This is a genomic window from Hymenobacter rubidus, from assembly GCF_016734815.1.
Classification (GTDB): Bacteria; Bacteroidota; Bacteroidia; order Cytophagales; family Hymenobacteraceae; genus Hymenobacter; species Hymenobacter rubidus.
The window spans coordinates 149998-166095 of the sequence record NZ_JAERQF010000002.1 but is presented as its reverse complement, the minus strand read 5'-3'; the positions used below and the strand labels follow the sequence as shown (position 1 = coordinate 166095).

The 16098-nt window shown below is 59.6% G+C and carries 11 protein-coding genes; 3 read left to right on the top strand and 8 right to left on the bottom strand.

Annotated elements, in window-relative coordinates; genetic code table 11:
- Positions 1-120: 120 nt before the first annotated feature.
- The gene (locus JKL48_RS01990; protein WP_201977826.1) at positions 121-1281 is read right to left on the bottom strand and encodes an acyl-CoA dehydrogenase; all 1161 of its coding nucleotides are present in this window, start codon (positions 1279-1281) and stop codon (positions 121-123) included.
- Positions 1282-1481: 200 nt separating this feature from the next.
- On the opposite strand from JKL48_RS01990, the gene JKL48_RS23490 reads away from it, so the two are divergent.
- From JKL48_RS23490 to JKL48_RS01975, 3 genes are all read left to right on the top strand, one after another.
- A complete protein-coding gene (locus tag JKL48_RS23490; protein ID WP_394368841.1) occupies positions 1482-4619 on the top strand; it encodes a T9SS type A sorting domain-containing protein in 3138 nt (1045 codons plus the stop codon).
- Between the two features lie 702 nt (positions 4620-5321).
- A complete protein-coding gene (locus JKL48_RS01980) occupies positions 5322-6197 on the top strand; it encodes a T9SS type A sorting domain-containing protein (protein WP_201977819.1) in 876 nt (291 codons plus the stop codon).
- A gap of 70 nt (positions 6198-6267) precedes the next feature.
- Positions 6268-6633 (top strand): DoxX family protein, encoded by a 366-nt coding sequence (locus JKL48_RS01975; protein ID WP_201977818.1) that lies wholly within the window; start codon positions 6268-6270, stop codon positions 6631-6633.
- Between the two features lie 95 nt (positions 6634-6728).
- Here JKL48_RS01975 and recJ read toward each other — a convergent pair whose 3' ends face one another.
- The 7 genes from recJ to JKL48_RS01940 form a co-directional block, all read right to left on the bottom strand.
- Positions 6729-8468, bottom strand: coding sequence for a single-stranded-DNA-specific exonuclease RecJ (recJ, locus tag JKL48_RS01970; RefSeq protein WP_201977817.1), 1740 nt, complete (start codon positions 8466-8468; stop codon positions 6729-6731).
- A 217-nt stretch (positions 8469-8685) separates the two neighbouring features.
- Positions 8686-10512 (bottom strand): tetratricopeptide repeat protein, encoded by a 1827-nt coding sequence (locus JKL48_RS01965; RefSeq protein ID WP_201977816.1) that lies wholly within the window; start codon positions 10510-10512, stop codon positions 8686-8688.
- Between the two features lie 179 nt (positions 10513-10691).
- Complete coding sequence (locus JKL48_RS01960; RefSeq protein ID WP_201977815.1) at positions 10692-12815, bottom strand: peptidylprolyl isomerase; 2124 nt, start codon at positions 12813-12815, stop codon at positions 10692-10694.
- A gap of 238 nt (positions 12816-13053) precedes the next feature.
- On the bottom strand, positions 13054-13317 hold the full coding sequence (locus JKL48_RS01955; RefSeq protein WP_201977813.1) for a hypothetical protein: 264 nt from the start codon (positions 13315-13317) through the stop codon (positions 13054-13056).
- Between the two features lie 26 nt (positions 13318-13343).
- A complete protein-coding gene (gene lptC / locus JKL48_RS01950; RefSeq protein WP_262895971.1) occupies positions 13344-13916 on the bottom strand; it encodes an LPS export ABC transporter periplasmic protein LptC in 573 nt (190 codons plus the stop codon).
- 24 nt (positions 13917-13940) lie between these two features.
- Positions 13941-15272, bottom strand: a complete 1332-nt coding sequence (locus tag JKL48_RS01945) for an OmpP1/FadL family transporter (RefSeq protein WP_201977809.1) — start codon at positions 15270-15272, stop codon at positions 13941-13943.
- On the bottom strand, positions 15259-15999 hold the full coding sequence (locus JKL48_RS01940; protein ID WP_201977807.1) for a type III pantothenate kinase: 741 nt from the start codon (positions 15997-15999) through the stop codon (positions 15259-15261). The genes JKL48_RS01945 and JKL48_RS01940 overlap by 14 nt, the downstream gene beginning before the upstream one ends.
- Positions 16000-16098 lie beyond the last annotated feature (99 nt).

Below are 16098 nucleotides of genomic sequence, written 5' to 3'. Positions count from 1 at the left end.
GCGGGGAATTAGTGGCTACCGCAGTGCAAGATAACACCTTGAAATTCACAAAAACAAGAAACCCAGCCGAAAGCCGGCTGGGTTTTGTGCAATGAATCTGAATTTTAGGCAATTCTGTCTCTATTTCAGGATTTCCCGAGAAATCACAATTTTCTGAATTTCAGACGTCCCTTCGTAAATCTGGGTAATCTTGGCGTCGCGCATCAGGCGCTCGACGTGGTACTCCTTCACAAAGCCGTAGCCGCCATGAATCTGCACGGCTTCTACGGCCGAGTCCATGGCCACTTTCGAGGCAAAGAGCTTGGCCATGGCGCCCGATTTGCCGTAGTCGTGCCCGTGGTCCTTGTCGGCGGCGGCTTGCAGGCAAAGCAGGCGGGCCGCGTCGATGTTGGTAGCCATGTCGGCCAATTTAAACTGAATGGCTTGGTGCTGGGCGATTTCCACCCCAAATGCTTTGCGCTGCTTGGCGTATTTCAGGCTGAGCTCCAGCGCACCCGAGGCAATGCCCAAGGCCTGCGCGGCGATGCCGATGCGGCCGCCGGCCAACACCTGCATGGCGAACTTGAAACCGAAGCCGTCGTCGCCGATGCGGTTTTCCTTGGGCACCTTCACGTCGGTGAACATCAGCGAGCAGGTGTCGGAGCCGCGGATGCCGAGCTTGTTCTCCTTCGGGCCCTGGGTGAAGCCGAGCGTATCCTTGTCCACAATCAGCACGTTGATGCCGCGCGATTTTAGCTCAGGGTGGGTTTGGGCGATGACGAGGTAGACTGAGGCGGTGGTGCCGTTGGTAATCCAGTTTTTGGTGCCGTTGAGGAGGTAGTAGTCGCCCATGTCTTCGGCGGTGGTGCGCTGGCTGGTGGCGTCGGAGCCGGCTTCGGGCTCGCTCAAAGCAAATGCCCCGATGATTTCGCCGGAACACAGGCGCGGCAGGTACTTCTGCTTCTGCTCTTCGGTGCCGTATTTCTCCAGGCCCCAGCACACCAGCGAGTTGTTCACGCTCATGATGACCGAGCACGAAGCATCGACCTTCGAAATTTCCTCCATGGCCAGCACGTAGCTCACCGTGTCGAGGCCGGAGCCGCCGTACTCGGGGCTCACCATCATGCCCATGAAGCCGAGTTCACCCATTTTCTTCACCTGCTCGGCAGGAAATTTCTGGTGCTCGTCGCGCTCAATGACGCCGGCCCAAAGCTCGCTCTGGGCAAAATCACGGGCGGCATCGCGGACGGCTAACTGCTCTTCGGAGAGCTGGTAAATGTTGGAGGAAGTGGCGGTTTGCATGGGGCGGTGGGAGTTGTGAGTTGATGCTACAAAAGTACGTTGCTAACGGTTGTTAGGACAAGGCCGCTTGGCCGCAACTGGCTTTTGCGAGCGGTAACCTTCCTAAGATTATACGTTTCATAATCATTTTGTTATCACCCCTGGCAATATCCGATTAGTTGCTTATCTAGCAACATCATTTCATTTTTCTCTGCTACCGCATGACACTTTTCTACTTCTCCTCGCTCCACAACCGTACGGAAATTTCTAGTAGGACTTGGTTGCCTACGCTGCTGTGGTGCTGGCTACTGGCCCTGACCAGCCTAACGGCCGCCGCTCAGGAATCGGTTCAGCATTCTTCCAACGAAACATTGCAGCCCACCAACAACCCGGCTAACCACAAGCTTATGCTTTGCACAGACGGCAGCATCATGGGATGGGGGCTCAATGACTCCGGACAGCTTGGAAATTTACCTTTAACCGTTTCTATGCCAACCTTAGTAACCGTTGGGCTGCCAAGTCAGCCGGTGCAAGTCATGGCTACTTTTCAATCAAGCTTCGCTATCATGACCGATGGCACGTTGTGGGCTTGGGGCGGCAACAGTTACGGACAATTGGGGGTAGGCAGTACTGTTACTTCCACTGCTACGGCCATGCAAGTGCCCAACATTGCCAACGTTGTATCAGTGAAAGGTTCTCTCTACCAAACCATCGCGCTTTGTGCGGACGGCACAGTATGGAGTTGGGGCAGCAACCAGAATGGAGCGCTTGGTACTGGCACGATAGGGAGCACGGTATATACGCCGCAGCAAATCCCTGTTTCAGTACTCCATAACATCCGCGCTATCGCGGATGCTCTTACTTTTTGCTTGGCTTTGGATGCAAACGGTAGCGTCTGGTCCTGGGGCCTTGATGCGAACGGAAACCTCGGCACTGGCCAACCGGCCAGTGGCGCTGGCAACCCGCCCAATATTCAGCCTCCTACGCAACTGCCCATAAGCAATGTACAGCAGATTGACGTAGCTAATAACCGAGCGGTGGCCTTGCGGACGGATAACACGGTCTGGACCTGGGGTGAAAACGCATCCGGGCATTTGGGCCTAAACAGCACCGCTTATACCAATGTGCCAACCCAAGTAGGTGCTGGCTGGCTCAACGATGCCCGCTGGGTAGCCATCAATGAAGATGCAACCATCGCGGTACGGGGGGTTGCGGGCAATACTGCGGCCTCTGTGTGGGGCGACAACTACTACGGAGGATTAGGCGTGTCGGTCCCGGCGTTCGCCTATTCCCCTGTCAACGGACCCGCCTTTCCGGCTAATACCCAAGTGCAAGGACAGAGTGATTTATTTACCAGCATCGAACCAAACGGGACGGTGAAAACCTGGGGGCTTTATCCGCTGGGCTACACGCCGGCGAACCCGGGTCCTAACGGAGGCTCGACTCAGCCAACCACCCCCACGGGTTTGTGCCCAAGCGTCCCCCCAGGAGTCACCTTCCCCGCCTGCGGCCCCCAACGGGCCTACTTCCAGCGTAGCGGGGCAACCTACGTAGCGGCGCTGCACGGCAATACCACCTCGCCGGCCGAAATAGGCACCTACGGCACCACCACCGTCATCGACGCCAGCCAGCCGCCCTACAACGGCACCGTGGCATTCGATGGCGTGTACCACGTGCGAGGCGATGTACAATTCATCAACGGCACGGTGCACCTGCTGCCCACTACCGTGTTCTACGTGGACGGCAGCAGCGGGCAGTCACGCAACCCTCCTTACAACAACGGTACTACCCTCGATGTGCAAAATGCCACCCTGCGCCTATTCGGGGCCACGCTACAAGCCAACTGCCCCGACCCTTGGGGCGGCGTGACCCTCACCGGCAACGGCAAGCTCTACACCGAGGCCACGGCAGTTGGCAAGCGCACGTACAGGCCCGTTATTCGGGATGCCCGTACCGGCGTGTACAGCTTTACCCCCGACTGGACTATTGCCAACACCAACGAGTATTACCTGTCGCAAACCGATTTCCTCAACAACGACACCGGCCTGTACGACCTGGTGAAGGGCACGGCCCAGCCGGGCGAAGGCGCCCGCAGTTGCACGTTCCAGGATGGCCGGGTAGGGATTCAGCTCGAATCCGTCGATTACTACCCTACCAAAGTATATGGCGGTAACTACGATGACGCGAGCTTCGACGGGAACTCCTTTAAAAACCTGTCATATGGCATAACGGGACAAGCGGGAGCCCTGCACATCACCAACAACACGTACACCAACAACTACCTGACGGCGATTGATATGTACGCTACCGCCACGAGCGGCGGCGAGATTTACCACAATACCATTGTGGTGCCCGCCGTGTGGCCGGCCGCGCTGCTCGCACAGTACCAGGCTGGCTACGCGCCCGAATCGCACGGCATCAACTCCAGCGGCGTGGTGGAAATTACCAGCAACACGGTGGTAGGCGCTACCACCACCCCGACAACCAACAGCGTGAAGCAGGTGGGCATGGCCCTCAATGGCAGCAGCCAGGTGTACGACGGCAATGTACTACGCTATTTAAACGAGGGCGTCACTGTTTCCACCAACGACAGTTTTAGTGCCACCGCCCATTATATCGTGAGCAATACCTTTGCCGATAACGTGGTGGGTCTGCGCTTTATCGGCTCCCATTGGAATGGCTACCCTACTTACCCGGTAACCGTCACGCTGCGCTGCAACACGTTTAGCACCAGCCTATCGGGCGGCGTGGGCATTGGGGTGCATGTGACGGCTGGGGCACCGTTTCCAACAGACCTAGGCAGTAGCAGCCAGCCAAATGGCAATCGTTTTGATGGCATCATAGATGACACCAAACGGTTTGTTTATGATGCCGGAGGCACGTTCAGATATTACCGCTACGACTCACCTCAAGAGCGGTTTAGCGGAAGCCTATACAACACGATATATGGTTCCGGTGGCGTATCAAATGGCGCAACCGGCTCATCTCCTACACCCACCATAACTGGCACTTATGCTTGTGGCGGTTCTGCTACAGGCGTGAATGTCCGTTCCGCCACTACGCCGCCGCCAATCGAAGCAAGTAAAAGCACCGCCATTAAGGCTACTTTGGGAGAAGCATACCCCAACCCAGCCAGTGAGGCAGTGACCTTTAGCTACGCTCTGCCGACCAATAGCCCGCCGGCTGTGCTGGTGTTGCGCAACTTGCTGGGCCAACAGATGGCCATCCAGCCGTTGACGCAGAAAGGAACCGGCGAAGTAAGACTGTCGGTGCAACACCTGCCCGCCGGCCTCTACATAGGCACCGTGGAGGTAGCCGGGCAAGTGCAGGTTAGCCGCAAGTTGACCATCGTTCGCTAGCTCTTTTGCGGAACTACGCCAATGAAACGCGGACTTTTTTTACTGGCGTGGCTCTTGAGCCACGCCAGCATTACGCTTGCGCAACAACTCCTATGTGAGCGACAGCTAGGTGCAAACTTCCCATCTGTATTTCGTGCAGCTACGTTACTAAGTTTGCAACCTGATTCGCTGCGTTTGGTGAGCGACCATTTTCCACCGAGTTCCCAACCAGTCCTGCTGACTCGTGTGCAACGGATAGCACCTAACGGCTGTGACACTTTATTAGCAGGACCGGCGGTAATCCGGTTAACAAATCCGTATTCCATACCCAGCATTGCTTGCAAAAACCGTCGTGGACAGGTATTAGTAGCTGTTCAGCTAAAACGTGGAAGAACAGCAAGCAACAACGACAGCGTAGGCTTCGGCGTGCAGTTATTCAGTCGTAACGGAAGAGTCCGATGGTTCAGAGCTATTCGTCCTCAATCGGTTAGTGAAGGGGTGAATGGTTTGATTGAAGCTCCCAGCAATGGCTTTTTCCTGTTCGGTGGTCAAGTTAATGGCTTGGGCGGCAATTTCTCTTTCATTATTCGACTCGACAGCTTGGGGCAGGTGCAATGGCGTCGGACGTATGGTCAGCGAATCAACTATTCACTAAGCGCCCCCGTGTATTCGCGCACTGGAACGCTGGTATTAGCGGTGCAATACCCTGTTCGTGTACCTGTATTGGCCGACGCTACCGGCGTGATGGAATTCAGTCAGCAAGGCGATTCGCTCACTACCCACCGGGTTTTGCTTGACCCACAACAGACCACATTGCCTATGACAGTGCCGGGTTCGTTGCTGCCTCTACGAGACGGGGGCTTTGCCTTGGTGGGCAGGCTCGATTCAGCCAACACCGGCTATGACCGTCCCTTTCTGGCGCGGCTCGACCGCAACTTAAACTTGACCTGGAGCTATGTGTACCGTGCCCAGGCCACCCAAAACATGCAATTTGCCCAGCCCCAGGAACTGGCCGACGGCTCGCTCATTGTTGCGGCCAGCAACGCGCAAAGTGGGCGCAACTATCCGTTCTGGCTGTTTCGCTTCTCGGCCACGGGCACCTTGCAGCAGCGATACCCCTTCGTCTCGCAGGTGCTCACGGCCAACACCGGCGGTGGGCGCTACGGCTTCTTCGGCGTGGCCCAGGGCCTGCAGCCGCTTTCCGATTCTACCCTCATGCTCGTGGCCGGAGGCAGCGACCTAACTTCCTCGCGCATTTACCTGGCCCACTTGCGCGTGCCGGGCTTGCCCCGCGTTATCGACTCGCACGTCGTGCCCGCCGCCCAGCCCCTGGCCACCCGCCCCGCCCGCGCCACGGGTGCGGAACTGGACTTGTTTCCCAACCCGGCCCGCGAGACGGTGACCGTGCGTTACCACGGGACCGTTCCGGCCACGCTGGAGCTGCGCGACGCCCTGGGCCGCGTGGTGCTGCGCCAGGAACTGCCCGCTGCGGGGGAGGCGCACCTCTTGGTGGCGGCCCTGCCGACGGGCCTTTACACGGCTACGCTCTGGGTAAATGGTCAACGAGGACCTAGCCAGAAACTAGCCGTAGCTCGGTGAAGCACGAACGAGGGCATCGGAATGAACCGAAGTAGCCGGTTATTTCTTCGCTTAGTTCGTTTCAGCCCTTATGACCTTACGCCTCCTCAGCCGCTGCGCGCTGGCTTTGCTATTTGTGCTGGCTGGCATCTGGCATTTTGTGCACCCGGCTACCTACCTGGCCATTATGCCGCCGCAGTTGCCCCTACCGCTGGTGCTGGTGTACGTGAGCGGGGTGTTCGAAATCCTGGGCGGCCTGGGCCTGCTGTGGCACCGTACCCGGCGGCTGGCCGGCTGGGGCCTACTGGCGCTGCTGGTGGCCGTGTTTCCAGCCAACGTCTACATGGCCCTCATCCATGAACAGCTGCATATTCCCGGCTGGGTAGCGTGGGGGCGGCTGCCCTTGCAGTTGCCGCTGCTGTGGTGGACGTATTACGCTTCGCTTAATGAGGAATGAGGAATGAAGAATTAGCAGTCAGGGCCAAAATTCCTCATTCCTCATTCCTCATTCCTCATTCCTCATTCCTCATTCCTCATTAAGCCGCAGGCGTCCTACTCCCAACGCACGTCGAGCAGGCGGAGCTGCACGGCACGCTGGCCGCGGTACTCGTTCAGCTCTACGGTGTAGCAGGCGCTGAAGGGCTGGCCGGCCTCTATCTGGGGCAGGTAGTCGGCCAGCCCGAAGCCGATGGCGTCCACGGCCGGGCCCTGGGCATCGGCCGAAGCGAGGCGGAGCTTGAGGTGGCCCTGGCCTACTACGCGGGCGCTGTAGGGCACGGCCACCAAGCGCTGGGAGGCAAAAACCGGGTTGGGGTTGCCGGGGCCGAAGGGCTCCATGCGGCGCAGCTCGGCAAAAAACTCCTCGTTGATGCGGCCCAACGGCAGCACGGCGGCCACTTCCACCGGGCGCACAAGGTGTTCCGTGGTGAGGGTATCGGCCACCACTTCCTCGAAGCGGCGCTGGAAAGCGGGTACGTTTTCCACCTTCAGGGTGAGGCCGGCGGCGGCGCGGTGCCCGCCAAACTGGTCGAGCAAGGGCGCGCAGGCTTCCAAGGCCTCGTGCACATCAAAGCCGGCCACGGAGCGGGCCGAACCGGTAGCCTTGCCGTCGCGCTGCGTCAGGATGACGGTGGGGCGGTAGTATTGGTCGAGGCAGCGCGAAGCCACGATACCGAGGACGCCCTGATGCCAGTCGGCTTTGTAGAGGACAGTGGCGTGGGCATTTTGCAGGGTGGGGCTGCCGGCAATCATGTCCAGGGCTTCCTGGGTGGTGTGCTGGTCCGAGCCGCGGCGCTGCTGGTTCATCTGGTCCACCACTTCGGCGGTGTAGCGGGCCTCCTGCTGGTCGGGGGCCAGCAGCATGGCCACGGCGCGGCGGGCGTCGCCCATGCGGCCGGCCGCGTTGATGCGCGGCGCAAAACCGAATATCAGGCCACTGATGCCCATGGGCCCTTCGCGCAGGGTGGCCAGCTCGCGCAAGGCAGCTAGGCCGGGACGCAGCAGGGCAATGTCCTCGTTGAAGCGGCGCAGGCCGTGAGCGGCCAGAATCCGGTTTTCGCCGGTGATGGGCACGATGTCGGCGGCAATGCTGACGGTCACCAAATCGAGCAGGTCGAACAGCGGCGCATCGGGCAGGCCCAGGTGCTGGCCCAGCGCCTGCATTAGCTTAAAGCCCACGCCACAGCCTGACAGTTCTTTGTAAGGGTATTCACAGTCAGCCCGCTTGGGGTCGAGCACGGCCACGGCGGCCGGCAATTCTTCGCCGGGCAGGTGGTGGTCGCAGATAATAAAATCGACACCCCGGCTGGTAGCATACGCCACTGGTTCCACCGCTTTGATGCCGCAGTCGAGCGCCACAATGAGCGCGAAACCGTTATCGGCCGCAAAATCGATGGCTTTTTGCGAGATGCCGTAGCCCTCGGTGTAGCGGTCGGGGATGTAGTCGCGCAGACGCTCAACGCCAAACAAGGGCGTGAGGTAGCTCATCACCGTGGCCACGGACGTGATGCCGTCCACGTCGTAATCGCCGAGCACCAGCACTTTTTCGCCGGCTTCCAGGGCGTGGGCGAGGCGGGCCACGGCGCGGTCCATGTCGCGCATCAGCAGCGGGTTGGGCAGCTGGCGCAGGTCGGGGTGGAAGAAGGCTGCGGCGGCTTCGGGCGTGTCGATGCCGCGCTGCACGAGCAGGGCGGCGATTTCGGGAGCAATGAACAGTGCCTGCGTGAGGCTGTGGACCTTCTGAGGGTCGGCTTCGGGGATATAATTCCAGCGCTTACTAGCGGATACAGGCATCGGATACTTCGTCAAAATGGCTGCAAAAGTACGACCAATCCCCTCCCCCCGCCGCTCGTCCTATCTTTGGTCCTTCGTTGTTCTAGTTCCGTACCCCATGCGTAAGCTTCAGGAATTTTACCGCCAATACCGCCAGTACATCGGTACCGATGCGCTGATGTATGTGGTATTCATTGTGGTACTGGCCCTGCTGTTCGTGTTTTTCCGGTAGCCGGGGCTACTGCACGCCGTCGCCGCGCAGCTTGCGGAACCGCTTGCGGGCTTCTGCCACATATATGCTGCCGGGGTACTTCACTATCACCTGGTTGTAGAGTTCCTGGGCTTTCACTTTGTCCTTCACGTCTTCTTCCTGAATACGGGCCAGCAGAAACAGGGCGTCGTCGCTCAGCACGTCGTATTTGGGGTTGGTCGTGATGCGTTCCAGCGTGGCAATGGCGCCCGGAAAATCGCCGGTGCGGCGCTGCAGCTGGGCTTTGAGGTAGTACGTGTCGTCGGAAAGTGAATGGCCGGGAAACTTCTCCAGCAGCGCGTCCAGCCCCGCAATGGCTTCTTTCAGCTTGTTCTGAAACACCAGTTGCTCCACGGCGGCGTAGGCTTTCAGGCCGATGCCGAGGGTATCCTCCACGGTGTTGTCCTGAATCAGCAGGGAAAGCTGCATGGCATCGTTGGCAATTTCGCGGGTCGTGGCTTCTTTCAGAATGTCGAGGTGGCTTTGCGCCAGCTTGAAATCGCCGGCGTAGTAGCTCAGGCGGGCGTTGCGCAGCTTGGCCTCGTAGCCCAGCGGCGAATCCTTATGCGACTTCTCCACCTGCGAATACAGCAGCGTGGCTTCCCAGGGCTCGCCCTTCAGCAAGTACAGGTCGCCCTGCGTCACTTTGGCCTCATCTACCACTTCGTCGCTGGCGCGGGGCATGTCGATGACTTCCTGCAATAACGCCATCGCCTTGGGCCGGTCGTCGAGTTGAAAGGCATAGAGGTTGGCCAGATTACGGAGCACGGGCGCCGTCTCGGGGGTGCGCCCCAGCTCGGTTAGCAGTTGCTCATAGTCCGTCACCAGCGCCCGCACCTTGACTACGTCCACCGGGTACGTTTCGCGCACCTGGGCCTCGCGAGCTTGCAGCAGGCGCTGGCGGGCAGCATTGCCGTAGGGGCCGTTGCGGTACTCTTTGGCCACGTAGCCAAAGCCATCAATGGCCGCTTCATAATCCTTATTCTGCTGCGCAATGGCGGCCAGCTCCATTACGCGCACGCCCTCGCCGTGGCTGCGGCGGTCCAGGGCCCGCGCCTGCACCAGCGCGCCCGTAAAGTCGCGGCGCTGCACCTGCAGCCACAGCAGTAGCTCGCTGTAAGCGCCCTGCTCGGGGTGCTCCTGGGTGGCGGTCAGCAGCAGCTTTTCCAGGGCATCAAAGTCTTTTTCCTCGTGCAGGGCATTTTGCAGCATGTTGCGCACGAAGGGTAGCTGCCGGTCGTCTTGTGCCACCAAGTTCAAGGTTTCGGCCAGTACCTGGGGCTGGTTCTGGGTTTGGGTGTACAGCTGAATGAGCTGCGGGGCATACTCGGTGTCGTTTTTGGCCAGGGCGCGGCCGCGCAGGTAGGTGCGCTCCGTCCACTGCGGCAGTTCGCGCTGGCTAAAGGCTGCCGCTACCGGCTGCACCTGCGCCGGGGTTAGCTGCGCCAGCACTTTTTGCCATTGCTTTTCCGCCGCTGGCTGGTCGCCCGCAGCGGCGTACACGCTGCCGAGCGCCACCCCCATTGTGGCATCTTCGGGGTGCAGCTTGCCCGCTTTTCTGGCGAGTTTCTCGGCGTCCTTGTATTTCTTCAGAGCCTGCAAAGAAGCCAGATACACCGGAAATACGGAGGCGCTGACCTGCTCTTCAGCCGACAGTTTCTCGAGCAAAAACACCACCTTTTCGTGCTCGCCCCGGCGAGCATAGTCCTGCGCCAAGGCCGTGCTGCTCACCGGGGCCCACGGTTTGGAGGGCTGGGCCTGGGCCCCGAGGGCCAACAGCAGGGCGGCAGTTACAAAGAGAGAAAGCAAACGCATAGAATCAAAAGTCATTTCGCGAAGCAGCGGTCATCGGCTACCGCAACAAGTGCACGCCTTAAACGCCGGAATTCAGACGCTTCGTTCAACACAATTTCTGTCACGCTGAACTCTGGCTGAATATAAAAAAAGGGCCGCCCCCGAAGGTACGGCCCTTTTCAAACTCGTGGATTGACGTCCTAGAAAAACTTCGTGCGGTTGTCTTTCACGTTGGCGTGGGCCTTGATGGCCTCGTAAATCTTGCCGTCCTGCGCCTGGCTGCGCTGCTGGGCCAGCTGCTGACGCACGGCCTTCAGGTCGGCCGTAGCGGGAGCCGGCGTAACGCTCACGGGCTCTACTACCAGCACGCCCTGCTCGCCGGCAATGGGGGCCGACTTCTGGCCCGGCTTCAGCGCATAAGCTTTGCCCACGGCCAGCGGCTCGAAGCCAACGTTCGGGATGCTGCCCTGGCCCAGAATAACGCCTTCGGCGGTGCCTACCTGCGCCGTGGGGCCGTACTTGGAAGCCATTTCTTCCAGCGTGCCGGCTTTGGGCAGCTTGGCCATGATTTGCTTGGCTTTCTCCTCGTTGCGCACCAGCGCCGACAGTTCGGGGCGCAGGCTGGCTACCGTGGCCGTGCCCTTGGCACGCTCGTCGGTGAGGGCCGCTATCACGTACTGGTCGCCCATCTCATACACTTCCGAAATGTCGCCCACCTTGGTTTCGGAACCATTGGGGTTGAAGCCGAAGGCCCAACGAACCAGTTCGCGGGCGTTTTGCAGGTTGTTCACGTTTCGGGCACCGCGGTCCAGGTTTTTAGCTTCCTGCTTTTGCAGGGTCTTGTCTTTGGTCACCAGCTTGCGGAAGCTTTCCAAGTCGGTGGCTTCGCCTTTCAGTTCTTGGGCTTTGGCGTAAGCGGCTTCGCGGGTGGCATCGCTCGGCGCGATGGTCTTCTTCACCTCGGCTACCTGATAGGTTTGCTTGGTGGGCGCGGCCGTGATTTTGATGATGTGATAGCCGAAAGAGGTTTCTACTACGTTGGGCAACAGGCCGGGGGCCGTCGCGCCGAAAATGGCTTTCTCAAACTCGGGCACCATGCGGCCCTTGCCGAACCAACCCAGGTCACCGCCCTGGTCCTTCGTGCCGTCGGTGCCAAACTGCCGGGCCATGGCCGCGAAATCGGCCCCTCCTTTGATTTTGTTCAGGATGTCCTGGGCTTTGGCCTTCGCCGCCGCTTTGGCTTCGGGCGTAGTACCGTCGGCCTTGATGAGAATGTGGCTGGCGCGGGCGGCAGGCTCCTTGCCGGTGCCAACACCCGTCACTTTGTAGAGCGAATACGTGCCGGCTTCGGCATACGGACCGTAAATCTGGCCTTGCGTCAGGGGCAGCTGCTTGCGCAGTTGCTCGGGCAGGTCGGCAGGGCTACGGAAGGCTTTGTTGTAGGGCTGCTCCGAGTTGGCACCCACAAACAGCGAATCCACCGGCGCCGAGACAAACTGCGTGGTCAGGTCGGCCATGGTGGCTTTCACGTCGGCGCTGTCCTTGCTCGAGGCCACTACCGGAATGGCGATGTACTCGACCGAGCGGCCATCTTCCACCTTGTACTTACCCTTGTTCTTGTCGAGGTAGGCCTGCAGCTGGGCATCGGTCACTTTCACCGCCGAGTCCGAAATGCTGCCGTAGGGCACAAACAGGTACTTCAGCGTTTCCTTGGTGTTCTGATTGGCGTCGTAGCGCTTGGCTTCGGCCGTGGTCACGTACACCGAGTTTTTCAGCAGGGCGTTGTACTTGTTGGCCAGGCGCTCGGCGGGCAGGTTGGCTTCGAAATTGTGCCAGGCGGCCTGGTTTTCGGGGGGCAGCTTGTCGAGGTTTTTCAGATACTCAATCAGGCGGGCCTTGTCGAATTGGCCGGTGGCCTTGTCGGTAAAGGCTTGCTTGATGCCGGCGTTGATGTTGTCGCCCTGCACCATGTCCACCAGCTCGTCGTCCGAGACGGCCAGGCCCAACTTCTCCCACTCCGGCTTGAAGGCCAGGCGGTAGAGGGTCTGGTTCCAGGCCTGGTCGCGCAGGTAGCCGAGGGCCTGCTCGTCGGGCTGGCGCTGCTGCTGGGCCGCAAAGGCCTGCTTGGCCTGCTCGAGGGCGTTGTTATAATCGGCCAGCTCCACTTTCTGGCCGGCTACTTCGCCCACCACCTGGTCGTTGCGGTTGAAGAGGCGGTTTTTGCCGCCCACCAGGTCGCCGCCCACAATGAAGAGCAGCATCCCGACAGCCACGGTGCCTACCGCCCAGCCAGATTTTTCCCGAATCGTGTTAATTAAAGCCATTTAGGTACTAGTTGTCCGTTTTTAGTTGTCCGTTGTCAGTTCCAGAGCAGTCATTCAGAACAAACTGACAACCGACAACGGGCAACTGACAACTATTGTAATAGGTCAAAAGAGGCGCAAAATAACCAGAATTTGACCGGTAATCAAAGTTTTACCCGATTTAAAGTCCCCCAATGGATTGCAAAAACCAGCCCGCCTGTCTCCCCATCCAGCATACAATGGGGCCGCAAAGACTGGTCTAACGCCGTTTCTTCGTGGATTTGGCCGGGGTTTTGGCCCGGGCCTGTTGCGCGAGCTTGGCTTTTTGCTCTGCAATTTTTGCCTCCAGCCGCTCCTTCTGCCGCCAGTACAGCAGCGGCATCCAGCACACCATCGACACCATAAAAATCCAGTAGTTGCGCGCCAGGTCGTTGAATAGCAGCGTTTGGTAAATGCCAATAACCAGGGCCACCACGCCTACGGCAAATAGCACGGTGCGCAGAAGGGGTTTGTCGAAAGTCATACGCTGGCTGGTGGTGGGCAATGGGCTCACAGGCCGGCCCCCACTTTATCGATAATGCCGGAAGGGCTGAAAATGCGGTACGGGTTGAGGTTTTGCTTGGCGCGCAGGCCGTGGCCGGTCAAAATTTCGGTGGGTGTTTCCACTTTCACCTCCATCGCCGAGTCGGTAAAAATCAGCTGCTTGGTTTTGTCAAAAAACAGCTCCTCGGTGAACATCTTTTTTTGCTCCTCCACATTTATCACGCGCACCTTGCCGCGCATGATGTACATGTTTTTGCCCTTATCCGACTTCCCGTAATTAGCTGCGAGCGTGTTGATAATCCGCTTCTTGCCATCAGCCGAGTAGAAGGTTACGAGCATGCCCTTGGGGTAGATGACGTCGCCGTTTTCGAACTGCTGCTCCAGCGGCGCAGTAAGTTCAAACTTCAGCTTGGCCGAGTCGCTCACCAGGGTCCGCACGTTGGTGGTTTCCATCAGCGGACCGGTGTATACGAGCATGGGGCCGGTGGCTTTTTGCTTGTCGCAGCCAGTTAGCAACAGCAGACTAAGTCCCGCAACCAAGGCACGACTAATTGGCAATGACGGGCTGAACGAGTGCATCACGATGAAGTCAACCCCCCGAAATTATTGCAGGCGCCGCTTGATGAACCAGCGGTTGTTCAGCGTAATGCCCAGTTGGCCCCGGATGTAGTTTTCCTGCACGTTGCTGGTCGCCGTCACGGCATTCAGCACGTCGGTGTTGCCCCGCACGCCATAGGTGAAGGCCAGGCTGATGGTGGTGGCCTCCAGCGCCGAAGCCGTGGGCAGCGGAAAGCCAAAGCCCCAGCTCACAGACCGGTCATAGAGGGTTTTGCCGCCCGGCTGGTAGGGCAGCTGCGCAAAGCTTAGGCCGGCGCGGTAGCTCACCCGCTGAAAGTAATGCTCCACCGAGCCGGGGTCGGGTGCGAGTTCGCCCCCCAGGCCAAAGCGCCAGGTATCGCTCAGGGCCGGACCAGTGCTGGTGAAGCTCCGGTATTTCGACCACTGCTGTTGCGCCACGTCTAGGTTGAGGCTCCAGTTCTTGTTGTTGTCGAAGCTGATGCCGCCCTGTGCCAAAGCGGGCACAAAGGTGCTGCCCCGGCCGTTGCTCAGCGTGGCCACGGTGCCAATGAGCGTACCGGCCGCGTTTTCGTGTTCCTGCGTGGTGGTTTGCAGCCCATTCAGGTTGTGGGCAAAGCTGTAGACGCCGCCCAGGTTCATGCTGATGTCTTTGCTCAGCTTTTGGCGGTAGTGGGCGCCGGCCCGAAAAGCAAAGTCCGAGTAGCGCGTATGGGTGCGGTCAACCGATTTGTCGGTCACCGTGCTGTTGGCCAATTGCAGGGAAGTACCCGTGGTTTCGTCCACCACCCCAAACACGTACGACGCGGTAAAGCCCAGCGTCAGGGCTTTGGTAATGCGAACACCCTGGCCAAAGTAAGCTTCGGAAATGCCGCCTGTGCCCTTGTATTGTTTCAGCGACTGCGAGTTGGGGTCGCCCTGCACCGCCTGGAGCGTGTTCGACTCATAATCCACGGCACTCAAGGGCTTCAGGCCCACGGCGGCGCCCCATTTCGTGCTCAGTGGCACCGACAGGGCGAAGTAGCCCAACGTGCCGTTGCCGCTGCGGCTGGAGGCACTAGCGTTTTTCACGGTCTTGTATTGGCCGGAATAGCCCGCCTCAAACGTCGTGCGGGAAGTATAGTAAAGCAGCGCCGGATTCAACTCGTTTACATTGACAGCGTTAGGTGCTGCCAAACCCACGCCGCCCATGCCCATTTGGCGTACGCCGCCGGTATTGGCATTGAACTCGCCCAGGCCAATGCGGGAGTATGGCGAGTTGCCCAGGCCCTGCGCCTGCGCGCTATCGGCCAGCAGCAGCGCCATCCCCACCAGCAACACGCCCGCACCCTGGCGCTTCATCTCTTTATTTGTCAACATGATAAGCTAAAATCCGATTAAGGCCGAGCAGCACCAGCTCAGGCACAACAAAGATACGAGCCGGGAGCCGGGCCGCGAGAAATGCGGCATCGCCCCCGGTGAGCAGCACGCCCAGCCCTGGATAGCGCTGCTGGTAGTGGGCAATGAGCCCCGTGATTTCCGCCACGGTTCCGTTCACTACGCCGCTCAGCAGGCTCCCGGTAGTGGAGTCGCCCACGAGCGGAATCGTTGCATCGGCGGCGGGCAACTCTACCAACGGCAGCCGCCCCGTGAAGGTGTGCAGCGCCCGCAGCCGCATGCCCAGCCCCGGCGCGATGCTGCCGCCGTGGTAAGTACCATCGGCCGTCGCCAGGTCAAATTTCAGGGCCGTACCGGCGTCAACAACAAGTGTGTCGCGCCCCGGCCGCAACGTGGCGGCGCCTACGGCCCCGGCCAGCCGGTCGGCGCCCAGGGTGTGGGGCGTAGCGTAAGCATTGCGCAACGGCACCGCCGTGGAGCCGGCACTGAAGGCCAGGATGTCGCCCGGCACCATGTCCCGCAACTCCTCAACAGTCAACACCGCGTCTTCGGCTACCGAGGCGACGATGACGTGCTGCGGCTGCCAGCGCTTTACCAGCCCGACCACTTCGGCAGCCGTCAATCCCGCTGCCATCTCGCACAGCACCGGGCCATCGAAACAGCCGGCTTTTACGGCCGTGTTGCCAATGTCTAGAGCGAGGGTATGCAATGCTTTTACTTGCTTTTTAAAGAAAGAACGTCCTGCTGAGCGGAGTCGAAGCATCTCGCGTGCAGCAGTAAATAGTTACTTGCGCGGGAGAGATGCTTC